The 25,977-nt window shown below is 30.0% G+C and carries 25 protein-coding genes; 23 read left to right on the top strand and 2 right to left on the bottom strand.

Annotated elements, in window-relative coordinates:
* Positions 1-23 precede the first annotated feature (23 nt).
* Complete coding sequence (locus tag ACX0KU_RS14635; RefSeq protein WP_472990710.1) at positions 24-446, top strand: YaaR family protein; 423 nt, start codon at positions 24-26, stop codon at positions 444-446.
* A gap of 36 nt (positions 447-482) precedes the next feature.
* Here ACX0KU_RS14635 and ACX0KU_RS14630 read toward each other — a convergent pair whose 3' ends face one another.
* Positions 483-2,387, bottom strand: coding sequence for an NAD(+) synthase (locus ACX0KU_RS14630; RefSeq protein WP_472990709.1), 1,905 nt, complete (start codon positions 2,385-2,387; stop codon positions 483-485).
* A 380-nt stretch (positions 2,388-2,767) separates the two neighbouring features.
* On the opposite strand from ACX0KU_RS14630, the gene ACX0KU_RS14625 reads away from it, so the two are divergent.
* From ACX0KU_RS14625 to yhbY, 20 genes are all read left to right on the top strand, one after another.
* Entirely contained in the window at positions 2,768-3,196 is a 429-nt protein-coding gene (locus ACX0KU_RS14625; protein WP_472990707.1) for an NfeD family protein, read from the top strand.
* A 40-nt stretch (positions 3,197-3,236) separates the two neighbouring features.
* Positions 3,237-4,175, top strand: coding sequence for an SPFH domain-containing protein (locus ACX0KU_RS14620; RefSeq protein ID WP_472990706.1), 939 nt, complete (start codon positions 3,237-3,239; stop codon positions 4,173-4,175).
* 160 nt (positions 4,176-4,335) lie between these two features.
* The gene (locus tag ACX0KU_RS14615; RefSeq protein ID WP_472990705.1) at positions 4,336-5,505 is read left to right on the top strand and encodes a glycosyltransferase family 4 protein; all 1,170 of its coding nucleotides are present in this window, start codon (positions 4,336-4,338) and stop codon (positions 5,503-5,505) included.
* 108 nt (positions 5,506-5,613) lie between these two features.
* Positions 5,614-6,372: a tRNA threonylcarbamoyladenosine dehydratase gene (locus ACX0KU_RS14610; protein WP_472990703.1), complete on the top strand. Its 759-nt coding sequence runs from the start codon at positions 5,614-5,616 to the stop codon at positions 6,370-6,372.
* 190 nt (positions 6,373-6,562) lie between these two features.
* Complete coding sequence (gdhA, locus tag ACX0KU_RS14605) at positions 6,563-7,906, top strand: NADP-specific glutamate dehydrogenase (protein ID WP_472990702.1); 1,344 nt, start codon at positions 6,563-6,565, stop codon at positions 7,904-7,906.
* A gap of 188 nt (positions 7,907-8,094) precedes the next feature.
* On the top strand, positions 8,095-9,651 hold the full coding sequence (locus ACX0KU_RS14600) for an ABC-F family ATP-binding cassette domain-containing protein (RefSeq protein ID WP_472990701.1): 1,557 nt from the start codon (positions 8,095-8,097) through the stop codon (positions 9,649-9,651).
* Positions 9,652-9,750: 99 nt separating this feature from the next.
* Complete coding sequence (locus tag ACX0KU_RS14595) at positions 9,751-10,176, top strand: SoxR reducing system RseC family protein (protein ID WP_472990700.1); 426 nt, start codon at positions 9,751-9,753, stop codon at positions 10,174-10,176.
* 168 nt (positions 10,177-10,344) lie between these two features.
* Positions 10,345-12,117 (top strand): M3 family oligoendopeptidase, encoded by a 1,773-nt coding sequence (locus tag ACX0KU_RS14590; protein ID WP_472990699.1) that lies wholly within the window; start codon positions 10,345-10,347, stop codon positions 12,115-12,117.
* A 147-nt stretch (positions 12,118-12,264) separates the two neighbouring features.
* On the top strand, positions 12,265-12,990 hold the full coding sequence (locus ACX0KU_RS14585; protein WP_472990698.1) for a peptidoglycan DD-metalloendopeptidase family protein: 726 nt from the start codon (positions 12,265-12,267) through the stop codon (positions 12,988-12,990).
* A gap of 3 nt (positions 12,991-12,993) precedes the next feature.
* Positions 12,994-13,941 (top strand): M50 family metallopeptidase, encoded by a 948-nt coding sequence (locus ACX0KU_RS14580; protein ID WP_472990697.1) that lies wholly within the window; start codon positions 12,994-12,996, stop codon positions 13,939-13,941.
* Between the two features lie 81 nt (positions 13,942-14,022).
* Positions 14,023-15,894: a TIGR03960 family B12-binding radical SAM protein gene (locus ACX0KU_RS14575; RefSeq protein ID WP_472990696.1), complete on the top strand. Its 1,872-nt coding sequence runs from the start codon at positions 14,023-14,025 to the stop codon at positions 15,892-15,894.
* On the top strand, positions 15,869-16,567 hold the full coding sequence (locus ACX0KU_RS14570) for a TIGR03936 family radical SAM-associated protein (RefSeq protein WP_472990695.1): 699 nt from the start codon (positions 15,869-15,871) through the stop codon (positions 16,565-16,567). Before ACX0KU_RS14575 ends, ACX0KU_RS14570 begins: the two co-directional genes overlap by 26 nt.
* 162 nt (positions 16,568-16,729) lie before the next feature.
* Complete coding sequence (locus ACX0KU_RS14565; RefSeq protein WP_472990694.1) at positions 16,730-17,350, top strand: exonuclease; 621 nt, start codon at positions 16,730-16,732, stop codon at positions 17,348-17,350.
* Positions 17,351-17,373: 23 nt separating this feature from the next.
* A complete protein-coding gene (locus ACX0KU_RS14560) occupies positions 17,374-18,819 on the top strand; it encodes an Rne/Rng family ribonuclease (RefSeq protein ID WP_472990693.1) in 1,446 nt (481 codons plus the stop codon).
* Positions 18,820-18,941: 122 nt separating this feature from the next.
* On the top strand, positions 18,942-19,253 hold the full coding sequence (gene rplU, locus ACX0KU_RS14555; RefSeq protein WP_472990692.1) for a 50S ribosomal protein L21: 312 nt from the start codon (positions 18,942-18,944) through the stop codon (positions 19,251-19,253).
* Positions 19,254-19,255: 2 nt separating this feature from the next.
* The gene (locus tag ACX0KU_RS14550; protein WP_472990691.1) at positions 19,256-19,582 is read left to right on the top strand and encodes a ribosomal-processing cysteine protease Prp; all 327 of its coding nucleotides are present in this window, start codon (positions 19,256-19,258) and stop codon (positions 19,580-19,582) included.
* 3 nt (positions 19,583-19,585) lie between these two features.
* Positions 19,586-19,885, top strand: coding sequence for a 50S ribosomal protein L27 (gene rpmA, locus ACX0KU_RS14545; RefSeq protein ID WP_472990690.1), 300 nt, complete (start codon positions 19,586-19,588; stop codon positions 19,883-19,885).
* Between the two features lie 52 nt (positions 19,886-19,937).
* The gene (locus ACX0KU_RS14540; protein ID WP_472990689.1) at positions 19,938-20,477 is read left to right on the top strand and encodes a Spo0B domain-containing protein; all 540 of its coding nucleotides are present in this window, start codon (positions 19,938-19,940) and stop codon (positions 20,475-20,477) included.
* 54 nt (positions 20,478-20,531) lie between these two features.
* Positions 20,532-21,806, top strand: a complete 1,275-nt coding sequence (gene obgE / locus ACX0KU_RS14535) for a GTPase ObgE (RefSeq protein ID WP_472990688.1) — start codon at positions 20,532-20,534, stop codon at positions 21,804-21,806.
* An 11-nt stretch (positions 21,807-21,817) separates the two neighbouring features.
* Positions 21,818-22,108 (top strand): ribosome assembly RNA-binding protein YhbY, encoded by a 291-nt coding sequence (yhbY, locus tag ACX0KU_RS14530; RefSeq protein ID WP_472990687.1) that lies wholly within the window; start codon positions 21,818-21,820, stop codon positions 22,106-22,108.
* Positions 22,109-22,155: 47 nt separating this feature from the next.
* Here yhbY and ACX0KU_RS14525 read toward each other — a convergent pair whose 3' ends face one another.
* Entirely contained in the window at positions 22,156-23,250 is a 1,095-nt protein-coding gene (locus ACX0KU_RS14525; RefSeq protein WP_472990686.1) for a GerAB/ArcD/ProY family transporter, read from the bottom strand.
* 120 nt (positions 23,251-23,370) lie between these two features.
* Here ACX0KU_RS14525 and ACX0KU_RS14520 point away from each other — a divergent pair, with 120 nt between their 5' ends.
* Together ACX0KU_RS14520 and ACX0KU_RS14515 are read left to right on the top strand one after the other, a co-directional pair.
* A complete protein-coding gene (locus tag ACX0KU_RS14520) occupies positions 23,371-24,771 on the top strand; it encodes a spore germination protein (RefSeq protein ID WP_472990685.1) in 1,401 nt (466 codons plus the stop codon).
* Positions 24,768-25,898 carry a Ger(x)C family spore germination protein gene (locus ACX0KU_RS14515; RefSeq protein WP_472990683.1) on the top strand — a complete coding sequence of 377 codons (1,131 nt, stop codon included), beginning with the start codon at positions 24,768-24,770 and terminating at the stop codon, positions 25,896-25,898. Before ACX0KU_RS14520 ends, ACX0KU_RS14515 begins: the two co-directional genes overlap by 4 nt.
* Positions 25,899-25,977 lie beyond the last annotated feature (79 nt).

Here is a 25,977-nt window from a genome sequence, read left to right as displayed (position 1 = left end):
TACTTTTAGATGGAGGTGAAGATATGGAGATATCTAGGGTTGGAAGAGGAACACAAATTAGTCCCGAGAAGAAGACAGTTGCTACTAAAAAAGATTTCTCTCAAAGCTTTAGCTTTGCTCACCAAAGAAAATCAGAAGAGCAACTTAAGAAAATGCTTGAAGACATAAAGAAAAAAGGAAATAGATTAGCTATTACTAAATCTTACGGAGATGTAGCTTCATATAAAAGAATGATAAAAGAATACTTAGATTCTGTACTAAGTTATATGTATGGAGTGAAGAAAGACATTAGTTTTTGGCAAACACAATATTTTATAACTGTTGAAACTATTGATGGTAAATTAGAAGAACTTACTCAAATGCTAATAAATCAAGAAATAGAAAATTTAAATATAGCTGCTACCGTAGATGAGATTACAGGACTTATGGTAGATATATATAAATAAAGCCCTCATAATTGAGAGCTTTATTTATTTACAGTTTTAAGTCCAGGAGTTGTAACTTGCGTCAGATGGCATTCTCCAGTCACCTCTTGGTGATAGACTTATTGTTCCAACCTTTGGACCATCAGGCAGGGCAGAACGTTTAAATTGTTGAGTAAAAAATCTCTTAATAAATTTATCAAACCATTTTTCAATAATCATATCAGAATACTCTTCTTTAAAAGCTTCTTTAGCTAAGAATAGTATTTTTTCAGGTATAGCATTTTGTCTTATAAAGTAGTATAAGAAAAAGTCATGAAGTTCATAAGGACCAACAATGTCTTCGGTTTTTTGAGCTATTTCTCCCTTATTGTCTTTTGGAAGAAGCTCAGGGCTTACAGGAGTATCTAAAATATCTAAAAGAACATTAGAAACGTCACCGGACACTTCTTTATCTGCTACATATTTTACTAAGTATCTAACAAGGGTCTTAGGAATAGAGCAATTCACAGAGTACATTGACATATGATCTCCATTATAAGTAGCCCATCCTAAAGCAAGTTCTGATAAATCACCAGTTCCAACTAAAAGTGCACCTTCTTTGTTTGAAATATCCATAAGGATTTGAGTTCTTTCTCTAGCCTGAACATTTTCATAGGTTACATCATGGACTTCAATAGGGTGACCAATATCTTTAAAATGTTGAAGACAAGCATTAACTATATTTATTTCTCTTAGCTCCACTCCAAGTTCCTTACATAAAATAAGAGCATTATTATAAGTTCTATCTGTAGTTCCAAAACCAGGCATTGTTATAGCTATAATATTTTTTCGTGGTAGGTTTAGCATATCTAGAGTCTTAACACATACCAGTAGTGCTAGAGTTGAATCAAGGCCACCAGAGATACCAATTACAGTTTTTGGTATGCCGGTATGATTTAGTCTCTTAGCAAGACCAGCAGCTTGTATATTAAATATTTCTTTAGAGCGTTCCTCTCTTTCTTTTTCGTTAGTAGGTACGAAAGGATGCTTATCTATATATCTATCAAAAATAGAAGGTTTAGTATTTATAAATGTGAAATTTATTTCTAATGCTTTAAAAGGAGAAAGTCTTGATGCATCTCTGAAACTTAAATTTTTTAATCTTTCATTGTTTAATTTATCTATATCTATAATATAAGAAATTACTTCATTATCTCTTTGGAATCGCTCATTTTCATTAAGTATTATACCGTTTTCTCCTATAATTAGATGACCACTAAATACAAGATCTGTTGTAGACTCGAATACTCCAGAGGAAGAATAAACATATGAGCACATACATCTAGCACTTTGAGATTGAACAATAGCTTTTCTATAGCTAGCTTTTGATACAAGTTCATTTGAGGCTGATAGATTGCCTATTATATTTGCACCAAGTAAGCTTAAATTAGAGCTTGGAGGAATTACAGTCCATAAATCTTCGCAAACTTCAAAGCCAAATTTTAAATTACTACTTTTAAATATAAGATTAACTCCAAAAGGTATATTATTTTGAAAAGATAAATCGACATATTTATCCACTATATTATAGCCTTCAGTAAACCAACGCTTTTCATAAAATTCTGTATAGTTTGGAATATAGCTTTTAGGAACAATACCTAGTATTTTTCCGTTAAATATTATGAAAGCACAATTATATAAACAATTGTTAAAGATAAGAGGAGCACCAATAGAGATAAGTATATCTTTATTAAGTGAAAAATTACAAAGTTCTCTTAATCCTTCCTCAGCCTTTAATAATAATTGTTGTTGTAAAAATAAATCTCCACAAGTATAGGAAGTTATACAAAGTTCGGGAAAAACTATTAATTTAGAGTTATCCTTTAGCGAAGTTTCAATACATTCTTTTATCTTTTCTACATTAAAATCTATGTCTGCTACTTTGGTGATAGGACAGGCAGCAGCAACTCTAATAAAATTCATTTAATTCACTCTCCATATTTTATGTATATTTTAATTTATTTATCTTTATATAGTATTTTCAACAACGGTTTTAATTAAACTAAGTGATAAGCGTTACTTATTAAACTTTATACCTTTGAATATTTATCTGTCAACTTATTGTATAGAAAAAAATAGAAAAGTTACAATAAGGATATATGAAAGGTAATAAACCATTTAAAGAGGTTTTAAATAACTCTTAATGAGTAAAAATAAACCTCTTAACACTTAGCGAAAAGATGTATAATAATAATTACAGAGAAACAAAATTTAATCATCGTAGCTAAAGCATGTTAATTAATCTAATAATATTATATAATATTATTAGAAATTATGGAATTCTATTGAAGGGAGGGGAAATTATGTGGGGATCTTTGGTGTTGTGGATTGTAGTGGCAGTTGTTGCATTAGCAATCGATATGATAACAAGTAGCTTTTTATTTATATGGTTCACAATTGGAGGAATAGTGGCAATCATACTATCTATGTTTGATGTACCTTTTTCAACACAGCTAATTGTTTTTATAGGTATTAGTGCATCACTGATGGCAGTAGGATATCCAATTGTAAAGAAGAGTATTAAGAAAACAGTACCAATCACTCCAACTATGGAAGAAGGTTATGTAGGACAGGAATTTATAGCAGATGAAGATATAGATATAAAAGCTAATATAAAAGTTCAAGGCATATATTGGACTGTAAGAAATAATGGTGAGTTTATAAAAAAGGGAGATAAAGTTGAAATAATAGGAATTGAAGGAAATAAGTTAGTGGTTAAAAAAACTAATTAAATTTTATAGAAAATAAATATTAAGGATGGTGTTTGTTTATATGTTTGAAATTTTTGGGATAGTACTTTTGGTTATTTTGTTGGCATCGGTAATAGCATCTATAAAAATAGTAAATACAGGTTATGTTTATATTGTTGAAAGGTTTGGACAATATCAAAGAACTCTAGAGCCGGGTTGGCATTTTACAATTCCTTTTGCTGACTTTGTAAGAAGAAAAATATCTACAAAGCAACAAATTCTTGACATTCAGCCACAAAATGTTATCACTAAAGATAATGTAAAAATATCAATTGATAATGTTATATTTTATAAAGTGTTGAATTCAAAAGATGCAGTTTATAATATAGAAGACTATAAGTCTGGTATAGTATATTCTACAATTACAAATATGAGAAATATAGTTGGAGATATGACTTTAGATGAAGTACTATCAGGAAGAGATAGAATGAACTCTAAGCTTCTTGAAATAATTGATGAGATTACAGACGCTTATGGTATTAAAATTCTTTCAGTTGAAATTAAAAACATAATTCCACCAGATGAAATTCAAGAAGCTATGGAAAAACAAATGAGAGCTGAGAGAGATAAAAGAGCTGTTATATTACAAGCTGAAGGACAAAAGCAAAGTGAAATAGCTAGAGCAGAAGGTGACAAGCAATCAAGAATACTTCAAGCCGAAGCTGAGAAAGAAGCTAATATAAGAAGAGCAGAAGGTCTTAGAGAATCACAACTACTTGAAGCAGAAGGTAGGGCAAAGGCTATAGAAATAGTTGCAAAAGCTGAAGCAGAAGCTATTAGTTATGTAAATAAAGCTATAATTGAATCTGGAACTAATGAAACAGTTATTGCTTTAAAACAAGTTGAAGCACTTAAGGAGATGGCTAATTCACCTTCAAATAAACTTATATTACCTAATGAGACTTTATCTTCACTAGGAAGTATTGCAGCAATTGGAGAACTTTTAAAAGGTAACAAATAATAACTGTGTTGTATAAAATATATTATAGTAATCTAAAAAAGCTATTGGTGTTTAATATACCATTAGCTTTTTCATATTTATGTACTTACAAAAAATGGTTGTGAATATAATTGTATAATCTATTATTCTGCAACTAAATAATACATTAAGGGGGAAGCGAATGAGAATTTTAATGCTATCTTGGGAATATCCTCCTAAAAATGTAGGAGGATTATCAACTCATGTTTATTATATTTCACGTAGTTTAAGTAAGTTAGGACATGAAGTACATGTAGTTACTTGTCAAGATGGAACAGCTGCTATTAAAGAGAATGACAACGGTGTATTTATTCATAGAATAAATCCGTACAATATAGCTACAGAAGATTTTATAAAATGGGTAATGCATCTTAATTTTGCAATGATAGAAGAATCTATAAGACTAATAAGAGAAATTGGAAACTTTGATATAATACATGGTCATGATTGGCTATCTGCATATGCATTAAAATGCATAAAAGATTCTTTTCATATACCAACTATTTGTACTATGCATGCTACTGAGTATGGAAGAAATAATGGAATAAAGACAGATATGCAGAGATATATAGATTCTTGTGAAGCTATGCTAGTGCATGAATGTAATAAGGTATTGGCTTGTAGTTATTATATGAGAGATGAGATAAATAGGCTATTTTCTATATCACTAGATAAAATACAAGTTATACCTAATGGAATTGAAAGAAATGAACTTCAAGGAGAGATAGACTATAAAAAAATTAGAAGAAAATATGCTAAGGATGATGAAAAAATTGTTTTTTTTATAGGAAGACATGTTCATGAAAAGGGGATTCAGGTTTTAATAGAGTCAATACCATCTATAGTAGAAGATTATCAAAGAGTTAAATTTATTATTGGTGGAGTTGGACCAATGACAGTGGAATTAAAAGAGCGTGTTAAGAAGATAAAACTTGAAGAAAAAGTACAATTCACAGGATATATAGAAGAGGGAGATAAGATAAAGCTATATAAAATTGCAGATGTAGCAGTTTTCCCTTCTCAATATGAACCTTTTGGAATTGTAGTTTTGGAAGCTATGGTAGCAGGTTGTCCTGTAGTAGCTGCAGATGTGGGTGGAATTACTGAGATAATAAGACATAGAGTTACAGGTATGAAATTTATAAAAGATTCAACTAATAGTTTAAAAGAAAATTTAATTAATGTTTTAACAGATGAGGAATTAACAAGTAGTTTAAAAATTAATGCAAAATTAGATGTTCAAGAAAAATATTCTTGGGATAAAGTGGCTAGACTAACAGTAGATGTGTATAATAAGATGCTAGAAATCTAATTGAAAATTAAAGTTTAGTAGCTTGTTTTATAATATTGACTTATATAATAAACTCATATATTATTTAAAAGATAAAACCTATAGGTGTACTAGGCGGAGGATGCAATTATGAAACAACATTTATTTTCGAGAACAGAGTTGTTAATTGGTAAAGATGGATTAGATAAGCTAAAGGAAAGTAAGGTTGTAGTTTTAGGAATAGGAGGAGTAGGGAGCTTTGCAGTAGAAGCATTAGCTAGAGCAGGAGTTGGAAAATTAGTTTTAGTAGATGATGATACGGTATGTTTAACTAATTTAAACAGACAGATACATGCTAATTTTGATACAATAAGTCAATCGAAAACAGAGGTAATGAAGGAAAGGATTGAAAAAATAAATCCTAATTGTAATATTGAAGCGCATAATACTTTTATAAAAGAAGATAATATTAATGAAATAATTGATGAAGATGTAGACTATGTAATTGATGCAATTGATACTGTTTCTTCAAAGCTTGAAACAATAGTTTGGTGTAAGGAAAAGGGTATTAATATTATAAGTTCTATGGGTACTGGAAATAAATTAGATCCTACACAATTTAGGGTTGCAGATATATATAGTACAAAAGTATGTCCACTAGCAAAAGTAATGAGAAGTGAATTAAGGAAAAGAGGAATAAAGAATTTAACTGTAGTTTATTCTGAAGAGAAGCCTTTAAAACCTAAATTAGAAGAAGTAGTTACATGTATAGAAGGATGCGTATGTACTAGTGGTAGCAAAAAATGTTCTCAAAAAAGACAAATACCAGGAAGTATATCTTTTGTACCACCAGTTGCTGGAATGATACTAGCTGGAGAAGTAATAAAGAATATAGTATTTAATACCTAAAAAAGTAAGTTTAATAATAATCATTATTAAATAAAAATCTAAGCAATAATTTGCTTAGATTTTTATCAAATTAATAACAAAATCCAATAATTTTTAACAAAAATCTAATAAATTTATAAACAAATTATGTTAAATTTATGATATCATAAGTCGACAGATACTATTATAATAATTTATAGGGGGCTATTTTATGCTAGCAAAAGATTATGTAGAAAAAGTTTATCAAGATTTAGTACAAAGAAATGCTGGTCAAGAAGAATTTCAGCAAGCAGCTAAAGAAGTTTTATATTCTCTAGTTTCAGTTTTTGAAAAACACCCTGAGTATATGGAAAATGGAATTTTAGAAACTATAGTTGAACCTGAAAGACAATTAATGTTTAGAGTGCCTTGGACTGATGATCAAGGAAATGTTAAAGTTAACAGAGGATTTAGAGTTCAGTTCAACAGTGCTATAGGACCTTACAAAGGAGGATTAAGATTTCATCCGAGTGTAAACTTAAGTATTGTTAAGTTCTTAGGTTTTGAACAAATATTTAAAAATTCTCTTACTGGACTTCCAATAGGTGGAGGAAAAGGTGGTTCAGACTTTGATCCTAAAGGAAAATCAGATAGAGAAATTATGAGATTTTGCCAAAGCTTTATGACTGAATTATGTAAGTACATAGGTTTAGATACAGACGTACCTGCTGGTGACATTGGTGTTGGTGGAAGAGAAATCGGATACATGTTTGGTCAATACAAAAGAATTAGAAGTGCTAGTGAAGCTGGAGTTTTAACTGGAAAAGGCTTAAACTATGGTGGAAGTCTTGTTAGAACAGAAGCTACTGGATACGGATTAGTATATTTTGTTGATGAAATGTTAAAAGGAAAAGGAATGACTTTTGAAGGAAAGACAGTAGTTGTTTCAGGATCAGGTAATGTTGCAATATATGCTATAGAAAAAGTTCACCAATTAGGTGGAAAAGTAATATCTTGTAGCGATTCTAATGGATACGTTATCGATAAAAACGGAATCAATTTAGAAACTCTAAAAAGATTAAAAGAAGTAGAAAGAAAGAGAATAAGCGAGTATGTTAAAGAGCATCCAGAAGCTGAATACTTTGAAGGAAAAGGTGTATGGAACATACCTTGTGATGTAGCTCTTCCATGCGCTACTCAAAACGAAATAAGTGATGAAGACGCTAAAATATTAGTTAAAAATGGAGTAGTAGCTGTAGGAGAAGGCGCTAATATGCCATCTACATTAGACGCTATAGACACATTTATTAACAATGGAGTACTATTCGGACCTGCAAAAGCAGCTAATGCTGGTGGAGTTGCTTGTTCTGCATTAGAAATGTCTCAAAATAGCATGAGATACTCTTGGACATTTGAAGAAGTAGACGCTAAATTAAAAGATATAATGAAGAATATTTATCAAAACTCAGTAAGATGTGCTAATGAATATGGATATAAAGATAATCTTGTTGTAGGTGCTAATATAGCTGGATTCTTAAAAGTTGCTGATGCAATGGTAGCACAAGGAGTAGTTTAAAAACAAGTAAAAGTTAATGTCTAAAGTTAAAATACAAAGGACTGTTCTATATAATATAGTGCAGTCCTTTGTATTTTCTATAAAAAATTTCTTTTGACAAGCTATGTTTAAATATCTTAAACTATACAGTGTCAGTAAAAATCGACTTTGTTAGCGTTAATTTTTATTAATAAGGAGAAGAATAGATAATGAGCATATTAACAGTTAAAAATATGAATCACGGCTTTGGAGATAGGGCTATATTTGAAGACGTTTCTTTTAGATTATTAAAAGGTGAGCATGTTGGATTTGTTGGAGCAAATGGAGAAGGAAAATCTACCTTTATGAATATAATCACAGGAAAGCTTATGCCTGATGAAGGTGAAATACAGTGGTCTAATAAAGTTAGAGTTGGATATATGGATCAACATGCTGTGCTTGATAAAGGGCGAACTATAAGAGATGTATTAAGAGATGCTTTTAAGTATCTTTTTGATTTAGAAGAGGAAATGATAAAAATTACTGAAAAGATGGGGGAAGCATCACCAGAGGAACTTGAAGAACTTTTAGAAGAAATGGGGAATATTCAAGATTTATTAGATAATAATGACTTTTATATAATAGACTCAAAGGTAGAAGAAGTAGCAGGAGGTCTTGGTCTTAAAGATGTAGGTTTAGATAGAGATGTTACAGAGTTAAGTGGAGGGCAAAGAACGAAGGTTCTTCTTGGAAAACTTCTTTTAGAAAAACCAGATATATTACTTTTAGATGAGCCTACAAACTATTTAGATGAAGAACACATTGAATGGTTAAAAAGATTTCTTCAAGCATATGAAAATGCCTTTATTTTAATATCACATGATATACCTTTCCTAAATAGTGTTATAAATTTAATATACCATGTTGAAAATAAAAAGCTTACAAGATATGTAGGTGATTATGATAATTTCTTAAGAATACATGAGGCTAATAAAAAGCAACTTGAATCAGCTTATAAAAGACAACAGCAAGAAATAGAAAAATTAGAAGACTTTATTGCAAGAAATAAAGCTAGAATCTCTACTACAGGAAGAGCAAAGTCTAGACAGAAGCAATTAGATAAAATGGAGGTTATTGAACTTCCAGATGAAAAACCAAAGCCAGAGTTTAACTTTAAGACTGCCAGGGCTGCAGGAAAAGTGATTTTTGAGACTACAGATTTAGTAATAGGTTATAATGAACCATTAACTAAACCATTAAATATAAGAATGGAGAGAGGTCAAAAAATAGCTCTTAAAGGTGCAAATGGACTTGGAAAGTCAACATTACTTAAAAGCTTACTAGGAGAAATTAAGCCAGTAAGTGGTAGTGTACACCGTGGTGAGTATCAATATGTTGGATATTTTGAACAAGAATCAAGTAAGGACAATAGAAGTACTTGTATTGAAGAGGTTTGGAAAGAGTTTCCGAGTCTTACTCAATACGAAGTTAGGGCAGCTCTTGCTAAATGTGGACTTACAACAAAGCATATTGAAAGTAAAATCATGGTTTTAAGTGGTGGAGAGCAGGCTAAAGTTAGGCTTTGTAAGCTTATTAATAGAGAAACTAATATATTAATACTGGATGAGCCTACAAACCATTTAGATGTTGATGCAAAGGAAGAATTAAAAAGGGCTCTTAGAGAATATAAAGGTAGCATACTCTTAGTTTCTCACGAACCAGAATTTTATGGAGATGTAGTAACAGAAATATGGAATTGTGAGGATTGGTCTACTAAAGTATTCTAATTATACTTAAAAATTTTGGAAATGTGTCGAAAGTACTGATAAAAGTTATAAATATATGTTATAATTAGTATAGAAAAAAGGTATTTAGGAGTTGATAATATGATAGAAACTGGATATGTAAATTCTATTAACGGAGAAAATGCATTGGTTTCCTTCAAGAGAAAATCAGGATGTGGAGATCACTGTGCAAGTTGTAAAGGTGGTTGTACTGTACCAGATGTAACAACTGAAATTAAAAATACAATGGGAGCTAAAGTTGGTGACCAAGTAAAGGTTGAGATGAAGCAAAACGCTTATAATAAAATGCTTTTATGGGTATATGTATTTCCTTTAATTATGCTAGCTATTGGAATTATAGCAAGTACAGAAGTATTTAAAGCCGTAGGGTATGCAAATTATGAATTATATAGCTTTTTAGTTGGTGTTTTAGCTTTAGCTGTTTCTTTTGCTGTATTAAATAGAGTAAGCAAGAAAACTGCTAAAGACAAAGATTTTACTCTTCAGATTACAGAGGTTATTAAGTAAATTATAAAATAAAATTAAGGTAGCTATTCACTAGCTACCTTAATTTTATTTTATGTATTTAAATTAGACATAAGTTAATATTAATTATATATCAATAATTCTATGTGTTTATCTTTAGAAAACATTAGTAAAGAATTTAATGGTTAAAGTTTACAGGAGGATATGTTAATGGAATTAAAATGGAATTTAGATAATTTGTATACATCTTTTGAAAGTGATAGGTTTAAGGAAGATATTCAGCTGTTTATAAATTACATAACTGAATTTAACAGTTGGGTAGAGAATAATACAAAAGATTATAGTAATTCTTTAAATAAGCTAGAAGAATATATTGAGCTTACGAGTAAAATTGTAGAAATATCAATAAAACTAGCGGCTTTTTCACAATTAACACTGAGTGTAGATACTAAAAATTCAAAGGCTATGAGTAGTTTGGAGAATGTAGAAGATAAACTTTCTGAATTAGCAGAACCTACTGCAAAGGCAGAGAAATGGATTTCTAATATAGATAAAATAGACTCAGTAATAAATCAGTCAGATTTACTTAAAGAGCACAGTTTTTATTTAAAAGAAATAGTAGAAAAAAGTAAGTACCTTTTAAGTGATAAAGAAGAAGCCATTATTGCAAAAATGAAAAACACAGGATCAGGTGCTTGGACAAAGTTAAAAGATCTAATAACATCTACACTTTTAGTAGATATAGAGATTGATGGAGAAGAAAAGAGAATTCCTTTAAGTTTAATTAGAAATATGGCATATGATAAAGATCAAAAGGTAAGAGAAAGAGCTTACTTATCAGAGCTTAAGGCATATGAGAAAATAGATGCTACTGCCGCAGCTACCTTAAATGGAATAAAAGGGGAAGTAATAACTATAAGTAAGTTAAGAGGATATAAATCTCCTTTAGAAGAAAGTCTTATAAAGTCAAGAATGGATGAGAGTATATTAAATTCTATGATAGATGCTATGAAGGAGTTTTTTTCACACTTTAGGAGGTTTTATAAAAAGAAAGGAGAACTTCTAGGACACAAAGAAGGCCTTCCGTTTTATGATTTATTTGCTCCAGTAGGAGAGGTGAATATGAAGTTTACTTATCAGGAAGCTAAAGATTTTATAGTAAAAAAATTTAGAAGCTTTAGTGATAAACTTGCAGATTATGCTCAAAAGGCCTTTGACGAAGAATGGATAGATGTAGAGCCTAGAGAAGGAAAAGTTGGAGGAGCATTTTGTGAAAATATACATCCTATAGGAGAGAGTAGAATAATGTGTAATTTCAGTGGTAGCTTTAGTGATGTGGTCACTCTTGCTCATGAACTGGGACATGGATATCATGGAGAGTGTCTAAAGAAGGAAAGAATCTTAAATAGTGACTACCCTATGCCTATAGCTGAAACTGCATCTACTTTCTGTGAAACTATTATAAAAAAGGCAGCTCTAAAAGATGCATCAAAAGAGGAGGCATTCTCTATCCTAGAAAGTGAAATATCTGATGCAGGTCAGGTAATAGTGGATATTTATAGCAGATTTTTATTTGAAAGTGAATTATTTAAACGTAGGGAACTAGGCTCTCTTAATGTTGATGAGCTAAAAGAAATAATGCTAAATGCTCAAAAAGAGGCATACGGAGATGGATTGGACTGGAATTATCTTCATCCTTATATGTGGGTTTGTAAGCCACATTATTACTATGCTAGTACTAATTTTTATAATTTTCCTTATGCTTTTGGTCTTTTGTTCTCTAAAGGACTTTATAATAAATACTTAGGAGTGGGAAAGGATTTTATTAGAGATTATGATAATTTACTGTCTATTACAGGAAAAAATAATTTATTAGATATAGGAAAAGTTATGGACATTGATATCTCATCAGTAGATTTTTGGAGAAGTTCATTAGAACTTATAGTAGAGGATATAGAAGAATTTATAAAGATGAGTAGTTAAAAAAAATTATTATTTTTAAGGAGCAGTAACTTTATAAGGTTACTGCTTTTTTATTTTTTTGAGTTAATAATAAGATTTTTTATATTAATGTAATATGGTTAAATCTTTTAAAATATATATTATAGTGATTAAATAAGGAGGGATAAGATGGGGCACTACAATTCTCAATATGAGAGCTATTATAGTTCTATTGTGAACAAAAGAGCTAACTCTGGTTATTCGAGAGGAATTGGAGAGAAGAAGAATAAAGGGAGTTGGATAGCAAGAAGGTTAATGCAGGAATTATGTGGAGTTTTAGTTATGCTAGTATTCGTAATAGTTTGCAAATTTGTAGTAACACCACAGACTGTAGCAGCATATAACTACTCTAAAACCATTATAAATAGTAACTATGATTATAAAAATATAGTAAACAAGGCAAAAAGTATTAATACAAATGAAAGTTTTCAAGATAAAGCTGTTGACTTCATTGATAACTTAAAATCAAGATTTACAGGGGGGAAGACTATAAAAGAAAAGATTAAAGAAAACTTTTCTTTACCTGCTAATGGAGACATTATAAGTAAACAAAATGATGGAATAAATATAGAAACTACTAAGGATGGAGGAATAAGTGCTAGCTTTGATGGAAGAGTTAAAGACTGTGGGGTGGATAAAGAGCTAGGAAATTATATTTTAATAGATCATGGACAGGGTATAGAGACAAGATATTCCAATATAGAGGACATAATAGTTAATCAGAATGATACGGTTAAAAAAGGAGACCTCATAGCTCGAAACAAGATGACAAGGAGTGTGGATTATGTTCACTTTCAGGTGTTGTTTATGGGACAAAATAACGGGTTGGAAAGTATTATAGGGCTTGAAAGTTAGAGAATGAAAAAAAGAGAAGAATTGCTGATAAAAGTAAGCAAACTATTTGTTCCTTATATCGTTTTGTTAATTATTATAGGATTTAAAGGGAAAATTATAATAGCTTTTATGCTAGTGGTAATGCATGAATGTGTTCATTTTATTGTTGCTAAGAAACTAGGATTTAAAGGATTCGATATAGAAATTCTTCCTATAGGGGCAGTCCTTAGACTTCAAGATTTGGATGATGCTGATCCTAAGGAAGATTTAATAATATCTATAAGTGGACCGTTATTTAATTTAATATTTGCCCTTATTGCCTTTCTATTAAATTTAAAATTTAATAACTACTATTTATATTTACTGTATATGAGCAATTTATCATTAGGAATCTTCAATTTAGTACCAGCATTTCCTTTGGATGGGGGAAGAATTGTAAGAGATATTTTAGCGTTAAAAACTTTTTACAAAAGAGCTAATAGAATAACTGTAGGTATAAGTTATGTTATAGGAAGTTTAATGTTAATTTACTCTTTGGTGTCGGTTTTCCAAAATAAAAAAAGTATTAGTTTTATAATTATAGGGGTTTTTATAATAATTGCATCATATAAAGAGAAAGAAAGGATAGTATATTTAATTATGGGAGATATTATAAAAAAGAAATCTAAGTTTATGAAAAAGGGATATATGGAAAATAGGAGTATATCTATATATCATAAGAAAACACTTTTAGAGGCATTAAGTATAGTAGATAAAAACAAATATAATATATTTATAGTTTTAGATAATGATATGAAAGCCACAAATGTTATATATGAAGGAGAACTTATAGAAGCAATAAAAAGTTATGGAAATATAAGTATAGAGGATTATTTAAAGACAGCACATGAGGCGGATAAAATGGATAAACTAGCTCAAATGACAATGAATGAATGGAACGAGTGGAAAGAAGAATGTAGCAGAAGTCAATAGTTAATTGATTTTTCTTTTAACATAATATATGATAAAATGTATTGATTTAATTTATTTATGATTAACTTAGGAGGAAATTGAATGAACGTAATTTCAGATGATATATTGTATAAGGTGGAAAAACCTGCAAGATATACAGGAGGAGAATTAAATTCCTTCTATAAAGATAAAGATAGTGTAGACATAAGATTTGCATTTTGCTTCCCAGATGTGTATGAAGTTGGTATGTCACATCTGGGAACAAAAATATTGTATTACATATTAAATAGAAGAGAAGATACATATTGTGAAAGAGCTTTTACTCCTTGGCCAGATATGGAGAAGCTTATGAGAGAAAATGATATTCCAATGTATACTCTTGAAACTAAGGATTCTTTAAAGAAGTTTGACTTTGTAGGTTTTACTCTGCAATATGAGATGAGTTACACTAATATACTAAACATGTTAGATATGGCAGATATTCCTGTTAGAGCTTCTGATAGAAAAGAAGAGGATCCTATAGTTATATGTGGAGGTCCTTCGGCTTATAATCCTGAACCTCTTTATGATATTGCTGAAATATTTGCTATTGGAGAGGGCGAAGTTCAGCTAGGTGAGGTCATAGACTTATATAAAGAATGTAAGCATGCTGGTATAAGTAAAAAGGAATTCTTGAGAAAGGCTACTAAAATAAGAGGAATATATGTTCCGAGTCTTTATGATGTTACTTATAATGAAGACGGAACCATAAAGGAATTTAAGCCTAAATATGAAGATGTTCCAGAGAAGGTTACAAAAGCAGTAATAAAAAACCTTAATGAAGTTGATTTTCCGGATAAATTAATCGTTCCTTATGGTGAAATAGTACATGATAGAGTGACAGTTGAAACATTTAGAGGGTGTTCGAGAGGGTGCAGATTTTGTCAAGCTGGGATGGTTTATAGACCAGTTAGAGAAAAAGGCACAGATAAGCTTATGGAGCAGATTGATATGCTTCTAAAAGCTACAGGATATGAAGAGGTATCACTAGTTTCTTTGAGTATTTGTGATTATTCTGATATACAAAATCTTGTAAAGTCAATAATTGATAAACATAGTGATAAGAAGGTAGGAGTATCTCTTCCTTCAATTAGAATAGATTCCTTTGCGGTAGACTTAATAAATGAAATTCAAAAGGTTAGAAAAACAGGATTAACTTTTGCGCCAGAAGCTGGTAGTCAAAGAATGAGAGATATTATAAATAAAGGTGTTACTGAAGAAAATCTTATTGAATCAGTATCTAATGCTTTTAAATCAGGTTGGTCCACAATAAAACTTTATTTTATGATTGGACTTCCATATGAAATAAAAGAAGATGTAGTTGGAATAGCAGAACTTGGAGAAAAGGTTGTTAGGGAATATTTTAAAGTTCCTAAGGAAGAAAGAAAAAAGGGTCTTAAAGTAACATTGAGTAGCTCAATATTTGTTCCAAAGCCATTTACTCCATTCCAATGGGCGGCACAAGATAAAATGGAAGTAGTGAAGGAGAAAATTAAATTATTGAGAAACTCTATTAAGAGCAGACAGATTGCATATAACTGGCATGAATCTCCTGTTAGCTATGTAGAAGCTATTATTGCTAGAGGAGATAGAAAATTATGTGATGTAATAGTTGATGCTTTTGAAAATGGAGCTAAGTTTGATGGATGGGGAGAGCATTTTAAGTTTGATGTATGGATGAATTCTATGGAGAAGTTTGGATTAGATGGAGATTTCTATGCTTGTCGTGAAAGAGAATATGATGAAATACTTCCATGGGACTTTATAGATATAGGAGTTACAAAGGAATTCTTAATAAGTGAAAATGAGAAAGCAAGAAGGGTAGAATTAACTCCAGATTGTAGACTTGGATGTAGTAACTGTGGAATGAATACAAAAGAGAATTTTAAAGAGGGGGCATGTTTCGAAAATGCGATATTTGATCAAATACACTAAGGGAAGCGATATCAAATACGTTGCCCACTTAGAATTAATGAGAACTATTCAAAGAATAATTAGAAGATCCGGATTGCCGGTAGAATATTCAAAGGGATATAATCCACATATGATTTTATCTATAGCGCAACCACTAGCTGTAGGAGTATATTCAAGAGGGGAATACTTAGATGTTCATTTTCAAGAGGAGCTAAATGAAAATGATATGATAGAAAAATTAAATGAAGCATCTACTCCAACTATTAAATTTTTAAAAGTAGTAAAAGTAGATGAAAGTGAAAAGAAAGTTCCTCAGTCTATGGCGTTTATAGATGCTGCTCAATATACATTAAAATTCAAGTGCCTTGAAAATCAAAAAGTTGAGGAAGGCATTAAAGAGCTTTTAAAATTAGAGCAATGGACAACTATAAAAGAAACTAAGAGAGAAAAAAAAGAAGTAGATATAAAGCCTTTAGTTAAAGATATTAACTATAAGTTTGATGACAATATGCTAGTTATAAATACAATATTAGATTGTGGAAGTAAATCAAATTTGTCAGCGCAACTTCTAGGAGAATATATAAGAGAAATGGTACATGGAATAAATAAAGATGCTTTTATAAACATTGAAAGGGAAGAAATGTTTGCATATAAAGGAGAGAACCTTCTTCCACTTAGTGAGTATTTAAAGTAAATTAGATTTATAAAGTTGTAGAATAAAAGGCCATAAGTGTAATATTTAGTACACTTATGGTTTTAATTTTGAAGAAAAAAGTGGTAAATGCTTACTAATCATGTGAACTTAGGGTATAATTATAATAAAAACTTTAGACTTTTAAGGAGACGATTGAGGGGAATGAGCTTTTATTTAATACATGGAGAAGAACTTATTTTTGTTCCATATAATTTACTAGCCTTAGATTTTGAATTTATAACTACAAAAGTTATACAAAATAAATCTAAAAAGTATTTTCAAGAGATAGTAGAGGCAGGTTTAGTTCTTGAAAATGAAATTGGAATCCATGAATATAGTTCTATTGTACGTCCAAGGTATTTTATAGAATCCAAAAATAGAGATAAAAGTAGTATTTATTCAGAAAGATTTTCTTATGAAGAAATAAAAAACGGGGTAGATTTAAAAGAAATTTTGAGTAAGATAACTAATATGTATGTTCCTGAAGAGACTATTTGGATATCTTGGGGAAAGGCAGAATATGATACTTTAAAAAAAGTATATAAGGATTATAACAAAAACATGCCTTTATTAAAAGAGGATTATTTGGATTTATCTATAGAATTAAAAGAGTTTTATAGGATTGAACACAATGTATCTTTAGATAAGGCTTTAAGCTATTTAAATATTTCAAGTGGAGAAAGACATAGAGCATTGCCAGATGCAAGGGCTCTGATAGATATAATAAATAAAATGTTTCAAGATGGATATAGACTCAATGATAGGAGTATAAAAATTTTTTAGGATAACAAAATGAGGTGAAGTGATTGGAAGAAATATTTATTGAAAGAGAAAAAGAGATTTTAAGAATTGCACTTAGAGAAGAAGGCAAAATTACTGAGTGCTTTATTGAGGAAGACAATGAAGAACCTATGCCAGGAGAAATATACAAGGGTGTAGTTAAAAGCATAGTACCAGCTATAAAATGTGCATTTATTGATATTGGATACAAGAAAAATGCTTATATGTATCTTCATCATAGATTTAAAAATGACAACATAAAAAAGGGTGATGATATATTAGTAGAAGTTATGAAAGAAGCACTTGGAGAAAAGGGGCCAAAGGTAACTAGTCAAATAAGTGTACCAGGAAGATATGTAGTTTTAGTAACGGATAATAAAGATATAAATTTTTCCAAGAAGATAGAAGAAAATGAAGAATTTAAAGATTATATAGTACAAAATATAAGTAAACCTATTGATGTAGGAGTAATGATTAGAACAAATGCAATAGAAGTTAATATTGAACATATTAATACAGAAATAGAAGATTTATACAATAAATACACTAAGATAGTTAGAGAAGGCACATATTCTATAAAGTCAAAACTCTTATATAATGGCGGAGGAAGCTTAGGAAAAGTATTAATAGATATACTAAGTGACAATACTGACAAAGTTATAGTAAATAATAAAGATGATTATGATTATATAGTAAATTTTATAGATAATAAACCTGATTTAGATTTTGAGATAGTTCTTTATACCGATGAACAAGGACTATTTAGTTATTACAATATTGAGAAAGAAATATTATCATTAAGAAATAGTAAAGTAGTGCTTCATAGTGGAGGCAATATAATTATTGAGAAAACAGAAGCTATGTATGTAATAGATGTTAATTCGGGAAAAAATGTAAAAGAAACATCTATAGATAAAACAGCACTAATAACTAATTTAGAGGCAGCTAAAGAAATTGCAAAGCAAATAATGATAAGAAATCTAAGTGGAATCATAATTATTGATTTTATTGATATAGATAACTATGAAAATAGAAAACGAATTTTAAATATATTGAAAGAAGAATTTAAACAAGATAAAAAGAAGACAGTTATATATCCATTTACTCAGCTAAACCTAGTTCAAATTGCTAGAAAAAGAAGAGGTAAATCAATCTATGATTATATTGAAGAAGAGTGTAAACATTGTAATAGTAAAGGAACTCGGGTAAAACTCTCTTATGTTAATAGTTTAATAAAGAATGAGATAATTAAAATTAATAAAGGGTATGAAATTACTGATATATACATTGAAATGGATGAAACTTATAAAAATGATATATTAGGTGACGTTATAAATTTTGTTAAAGAAATAGATGCTCTTGATAAAAAAGTATATATAAATTTCATGAAAAATTTAGAGAATTTTAAAGTAGAAGCTCTAATATTTGCAAGTCAAGTAAAGAAATTTGAAGATATCAAAATATATGGCTGAAAATTTCTTTACAAATGAAATTATATGTGATAAAATGGCATTTGTAACCGCGCGCATAAGGTCTAAAATCACATATTATGTGTACCGACGGCGGCGAGACTCTTATAAGGAGGTGTTCTTAAATGTACGCTATTATTCAAACTGGTGGAAAACAATACAAGGTTCAAGAAGGAGACGTTTTATTCGTTGAAAAACTTGATGTTGAAGTAGATTCAAACGTTGAAATAACTGAAGTTATTGCTGTAAGCAAAGATGGAGGTTTAGTAGTTGGATCTCCTGTAGTTGATGGAGCTAAGGTTGTTGCTAAAGTACTTAAACAAGGAAAAGCTAAGAAAGTAATCGTGTTTAAATACAAGCCAAAGAAAGATTCAAGAAAGAAAAATGGACATAGACAACCATACACTAAATTACAAATCGAAAAAATACAAGCTTAATTATGACAAATGTTATTTTTAAGAAGAAAAATGAAAAGCTAGTAGCTTTTAAAATAGAAGGCCATGCAGGGTTTGATGTAGAGGGAGAAGATATAGTATGTAGTGCTATATCAGCAATTTCACAAACCACTCTAATTGGGATTCTAGAAGTTCTTGAAATCCATGTAGAATACTACATAAAAGATGGATTTTTAAGTTTAAGCCTAGAGAAGAAATCCATGGAAGACATAGATAGATGCCAGGTTTTACTTCAGACGATGGTACTTGGACTTAAAAGTATGGAAATGAATTATTGCGATTATATAAATGTAAAGGTAGAGGAGGTGTAGTCAATGATACTAATGAACCTTCAATTATTTGCTCATAAAAAAGGAGTAGGTAGCTCTAAGAACGGTAGAGATTCTGAATCTAAAAGACTTGGAACTAAATGCGGAGATGGACAATTTGTTCTTGCTGGAAACATTCTTGTAAGACAAAGAGGAACAAAAATCCACCCAGGTAACAACGTTGGAAGAGGCGGAGATGATACTCTTTTCGCTAAAGTAGACGGTATAGTTAAATACGAAAGAGTTGGCAGAGATAAGAAGCAAGCAAGCGTATATCCTGTTGATATTGAAGAAGTAGCTGAATAATTAAAGGCACCCAATAGGGTGCTTTTTTAAAATTCATTGGTGGGGGAGAAAAATGGAATATTTTCATAAATTTATAGATCTGTATAGGAAACAAAGACATGACTTTATGAATAATGTCCAGGTGATTTATGGATATTTGCAATTAAAAAAAGAAGAAGAGATGAAGAAATATCTAGACAAGGTTATAGAAGAAAATAAAACCATTAGTAAAATATATGCATTAGGAGATCAGTATCTAGGTTTCTTTATGGAACAAAATATTAGAAACTTATGGGAGAAAGAAATTACAGTAGAATTAGATATAGAAATTGAAGTTTTTTCTAAAGAAGTGTTTTCATACGAATACAATAAAAAAAATATTTTAGTAAATAATATATTTAATGAGATAGAAAATAACAAATTTAAGTTTGTGTATATATATATCTTTGAAGATGAAATTGGAGAAAGCTTGTTAATAGCTAATAATGAATCTAGTGTAAATGAATTAGAATGGATGGATGATTGGGAAGAAATCAGCTCAGACTTAAGTGATGTTAAAATACACAAATATATAGTAAATAATACTTTTGCGTATAGGCTAACTTTTATTTAATCCATAAAAATTCATAAAAACTTTCAGTAAATAATTAAGGTAAGGTGATATTACATGTTTATTGATACAGCTAAAATTTTTGTAAAGTCTGGAGATGGCGGCAACGGTTCCATTTCTTTTAGAAGAGAGAAATATATTCCTTTAGGTGGACCAGATGGTGGAGATGGCGGTAATGGGGGTAGTGTAATCATTAAGGCTGATAGAAATTTAACTACTCTTTTAGACTTCACTTATAAAAAGAAATATCTTGCAGAAAATGGGGAAAGTGGTTCAGGCTCTAAATGTTATGGTAAAAAGGGAGAAGATTTATATATAAGTGTACCTATGGGTACTATTGTTAGAGATGCTGATAGCAATAGAATAATGGTAGACTTAGCTCATGATGGGGATACGTATGTAATATCTAGAGGAGGTAAGGGTGGAAGAGGAAACACTCATTTCGCTACATCTACAAGACAAGCGCCTACTTTTGCAGAACCGGGAATGCCGGGAGAAGAGCGATGGATACGCTTAGAGATTAAACTTCTTGCAGATGTTGGACTTATCGGATTCCCTAATGTAGGTAAATCAACTCTATTATCAATGGTGAGCAAAGCGAAACCTAAAATAGCTAACTATCATTTTACAACTTTAAAACCTAATTTAGGAGTTGTAAAATTAGAAGGAATACCAGCCTTTGTAATGGCAGATATTCCAGGACTAATAGAAGGAGCTTCAGAAGGTGTTGGACTTGGATTTGACTTTTTAAGACATATTGAAAGAACTAGACTTTTAGTTCATGTAGTAGATATATCAGGAGTTGAAGGAAGAGATCCTATTGAAGATTTTATAAAAATAAATGAAGAACTTAAGAATTATAATATAAAACTAGAAGATGTACCTCAGATTGTTGCTGCAAATAAAAGTGATATGCTATATGATGAAGAGGTTTTTCAAACTTTTAAGACAAAGCTAAATGAAATGGGATACAATGAAGTGTTTAAGATTTCTGCTGCAACAAGAGAAGGAGTAGACTCTTTAATTAAAGAAGTTGCAAGGAAATTGAGCACTATACCTGTAAAAGATTTAGAAATAGATCCAGAAGAGATGTACATTGAAGAAGAGAAGAAATTTACTTATGATATACATGTTCAAGATGGAGTATATACAATTGAAGGAAGTTTTGTGGATAGATTATTAGCTAGTGTAAATGTAAATGATCCAGACTCATTAAGATACTTCCATAAAGTATTAAAAAATAAAGGCGTAATGGATAAGTTAAAGGAATTAGGAATTCAAGATGGTGATATTGTTAAACTTAATGATTTTGAATTCGAATTCTTAATGTAGGAGGAAGATTAATGATTAGTAGTAGACAAAGAAGTTATTTAAGAGGGCTTGCAAATACCATGGAACCTATTTTTCAAGTTGGAAAAAATGGTATAGAAGAAACTTTTTTAAAACAAATAGAAGATGCATTAGAAGCTAGAGAAATTATTAAACTAAAGGTTTTGAACAATAGTGGTATAACGGCAAGAGAAGCTTCGGATATTATATGTGAAGAAATAAGATGTGAAGGTGTTCAGGCAATAGGTAGTATATTTGTTTTATATAAAAGATCTAAAAATAAACCTAAAATAGAATTACCTTAAACAAACAAAAATAAGGCTAAACTGTTAAAATATATAACAGTTTAGCCTTATTTTTGTTCTTTTTTAGATGTTTTTTTCGAAGATCTTAGCATGTAGATACTAAATATTATAGCAGGTATTACTACAAAATTTACTAAAGAAATATAATTATAAATATCTAGTAACTTTAATAATAGAAAACCATTTTTTCCAGAAAAATAAGACAATGGAAATACTATTATAGAAATAAGGGGGATGAGAATTTTCTTAGGAATGTCAGAAATGGATTCTAAAAGCTTTAATAAAGCATAGAAAGTAAGACAGTACTTCAAAAACCATCCTCCAACGATTTGAAGCATTACCCATAGCTCACCACTTTCTAGGAAGTCAAAATGACTTACTAATTGAGTTTGTATAAGTTTAGGATAGTAAATTGTTAGGGCTCTTTTATATCCGAAGGTAGTGATTATTCCTATCATAGCGTATACTTCCATTTGAATTACTATAATTAAAGCCGCAGCAGAAAATCTTACTAAGTGCTTTTTATTGAAAACTTCATTAATGTATGGAAATACAATAGCTACACCGGCATAGGACCCTAGTGCTTTAATACTAGCCATAACCATATTAAGATCGAAACCATTCTCTAAAATAGGATAGAGAAATTTATTTTGTTTATACTTTGCGGTTAATATTCCTAAGTTGATTCCGGCTATCATTACCCCTACAATTCCTACTATAGTAATGATAATAAGAGATCTAAGACCTTTTTTTACACAATACATACTTCCTAAAATAAAGAATATCAATATATACCATACTGGTGACTCCAAAAGCATATTTTGATGCATAGAATTTGACTCTACAGCACCACACTCTATTAAGGTTAAAAATAAGGTGAACATAAATAAAAAATAAAATACATGCCCAAAATCTCTACCAACCGCTTTAGTATAAATTTCATACATATTATAAGAGTTAGTCTTAACACAAATCTTCATAACATAAACCATAAAGAGAAAAATTAATATAGAAGCTACTATGACAGCAATCCAAGAATCTCTTTTCCCGTATTTTATAATAATATTAGGATAGGTTTTAAGAGAAATTATAGAAACGCCCCATAGTGCAAACATTAAATGTTTTGTATTGAATTTATCCATTTTATCCGCCTTTCATTAATTTGTGAATAATTATGGAATACATTTCCTATGATTAGTATTATAAACAAATCATAGGAATAATATTCTGCTTTCTCTCAAACAATATTAAGGGTGATTAAAATGAAAGAAAATTATATTGATTATATAAAAGAAAAATTGAAGGATAGTTTTGATGTTAATATTAGAGAAATTACAGTAAAAAAAGGCACAATATATGGAGTATTTATAGACACATTAAGTGACAAAAAATTTATAAGTGAACATATATTCCAAAGTTTAATGGAAGATAATGAATATACGGACATAAATGCTGTAAAAGAGCAAATTCTTCATGCAAATATTCTGGGAGATGTAAAGTCAAAAGAAGAGGCTGTTATGCAAATATTAGCTGGAAATGTAGTGCTAATTTTTGATTTTTGGAATTCTGCTATATATTGTGAAGCTAGAAATTATCCTAAAAGAAATGTACCGGAATCAGTAAAGGAAAATGTAATAAAAGGTTCTCTAGAAGCTTTTAATGAATCATTTATTGATAATGTAGGATTAATAAGAAAAAGAGTAAAAAATGAAAATTTAAAATTTGAAACCCTAATTTTAGGCAAAAAATCAAATACTACAGTAGCAATAGTGTATATAAAAGGAGTTGCACCTGAGAAGTTGGTGAACTATGTAAAAAATAAGGTTCAAAATATGAATAATGATTTTGTGATGAATAGTAATTATATTGAGGAAGCACTTGAGCAACAGCACACGATTTTTGATACTATAGGATATACCGAAAGACCAGATAAGGTATCTTCAAGATTACTTGAAGGAAGAGTAGCTATTATAGTTGAAGGAAGTCCTACTGTACTAACGGCTCCCTTTTTCTTTATAGAAAATCTAATGGCATCAGATGATTATTACTTAAATAAGTATTACGCCTATGCTGCAAGAATAGAAAGATGGTTAGCCTTTTTCTTATCTATGTTTTTACCAGGATTATATATGGCATTAACAACGCACCATTTTCAGCTTGTACCTACTGAATTTATTTTTAGGCTTGGAATATCAAGAGCTGGAGTTCCTATTCCTACAGTGGTAGAGGTATTGCTAATGACATTTTTCTTTAGATTATTAAGAGAGGCCGGAATTAGGCTTCCAGCGCCTACAGGTCAGACTATGAGTATAGTTGGAGCACTTATCCTAGGAGAGGCAGCAGTTGGAGCAGGACTTGCATCTCAAGCCACTATAGTTATGGTATCCATAGTGGCTATTTCAACATTTTTAATTCCTAATCTTTATAGGGCTATAGGAATATGGAATAACCTCATATTAATTCTAGCAGCAATGTGTGGATTACCAGGTTTTTATACAGGAGTGTTTATACTTTTAGCTCACATGGCATCACTAAGAAGTTGTGGTTATCCACATCTATACCCTATAGGTAGTATGGAAACTTTAGGATATAAAGATGTTATATTTAGAGGTGACTTAAACAAAATATCAAATATATTATTTGATGGGGATGATAATAAATGAGAAAAGTTATATTATGTTTATGGATAGCTCTATCTTTGCTATTTACGGGATGCTTTAATTACAGAGATATAAATAAGCTAATATTCGCAACTGCTATAGTTATAGATATAGATAACAATAATAATCCTATTGTATATATAGAAGCTTTTAGAAGTGTTGAAGGCACTGCTAGTGGAGAACGAGTGGCTTTTAGAGGAGAAGGAAAAACAGTTTTTGAAGCTTTAAGAACAATAACTTTAAGAACTAGCTATAAAATTAACGTAACACAGGCTAAGGTGTATGTATTTTCACAAAAGGCAGCGGAATATGGGATAGACAACTTTATAGATTTTTTTCATAGGGATCAAGAGTTTTTAATAAGGCCCTATATTTGCATTTATGCAGGTGATCCTGCTGGACTTATGGCACTAGATGTTAAAGAAACTAAATATATCGGTCTTTTCATTGATAGACTTTTAGATAATATTGGAGCAGCATCTAGAGCTGTAGAGATGAGAATGCATGATTATTACAAACAAAGATTAATAGGTGATAGAACTAGTGTTGTAACTCTTTTGGAGATTCTAAAGGATGTTGGAGGAGAGGATAAATTATACATAAATGGTGGAGCGGTAGTAAAAAATGACAAAATGATAGATACTATTTCTAAAGAAAAAGGGCAAGGATTTAATTTCTTACTTAATATTATACAATCAGGAACACTTGAAATAAGAAATCCAGAATTTCCAAAGAATTTCGTTACTTTAGAGATTTTGAAAAGTAAAACAAAAACTGATTTAAAGTATGAAGGAGATAAAGTAAAGCTTATAAAAAATGTTAAAGTTAGCACAATTATAGGTGAAGTTCAAATGGGGTTACATATAAATGAACAAAATCTAAAGGAAATTAAGGAGATAGCTGAAAATAATATTAAAGATGCTTGCTACCAAATATTTGAGGAATATAAAGAAAAGGGAACTGATATTTTTGATATTCAAGAAGAATTTGAAAGAAGATTTCCTAATAAGAAAAAATCTAATATTATTAAAGAGACTGACTTAATACTTAATGTACAAGTGGATATAGAATCAGGAGTGGATGATTTAGATTTTATAAATGCAGAAGAAGAGGAGAGTGAGAGGTTATAATATAACCTCTTACCTTTAAAATTTACTTTTTTAGTTTATAGGAAATTATAAGTTTATACTTGTTTATGATATACTTTTC

The sequence above is a fragment of the Clostridium sp. X genome, from assembly GCF_055755365.1.
The sequence above is the reverse complement of the archived record's forward strand: the minus strand, read 5'-3'. Positions and strand labels throughout refer to the sequence as shown.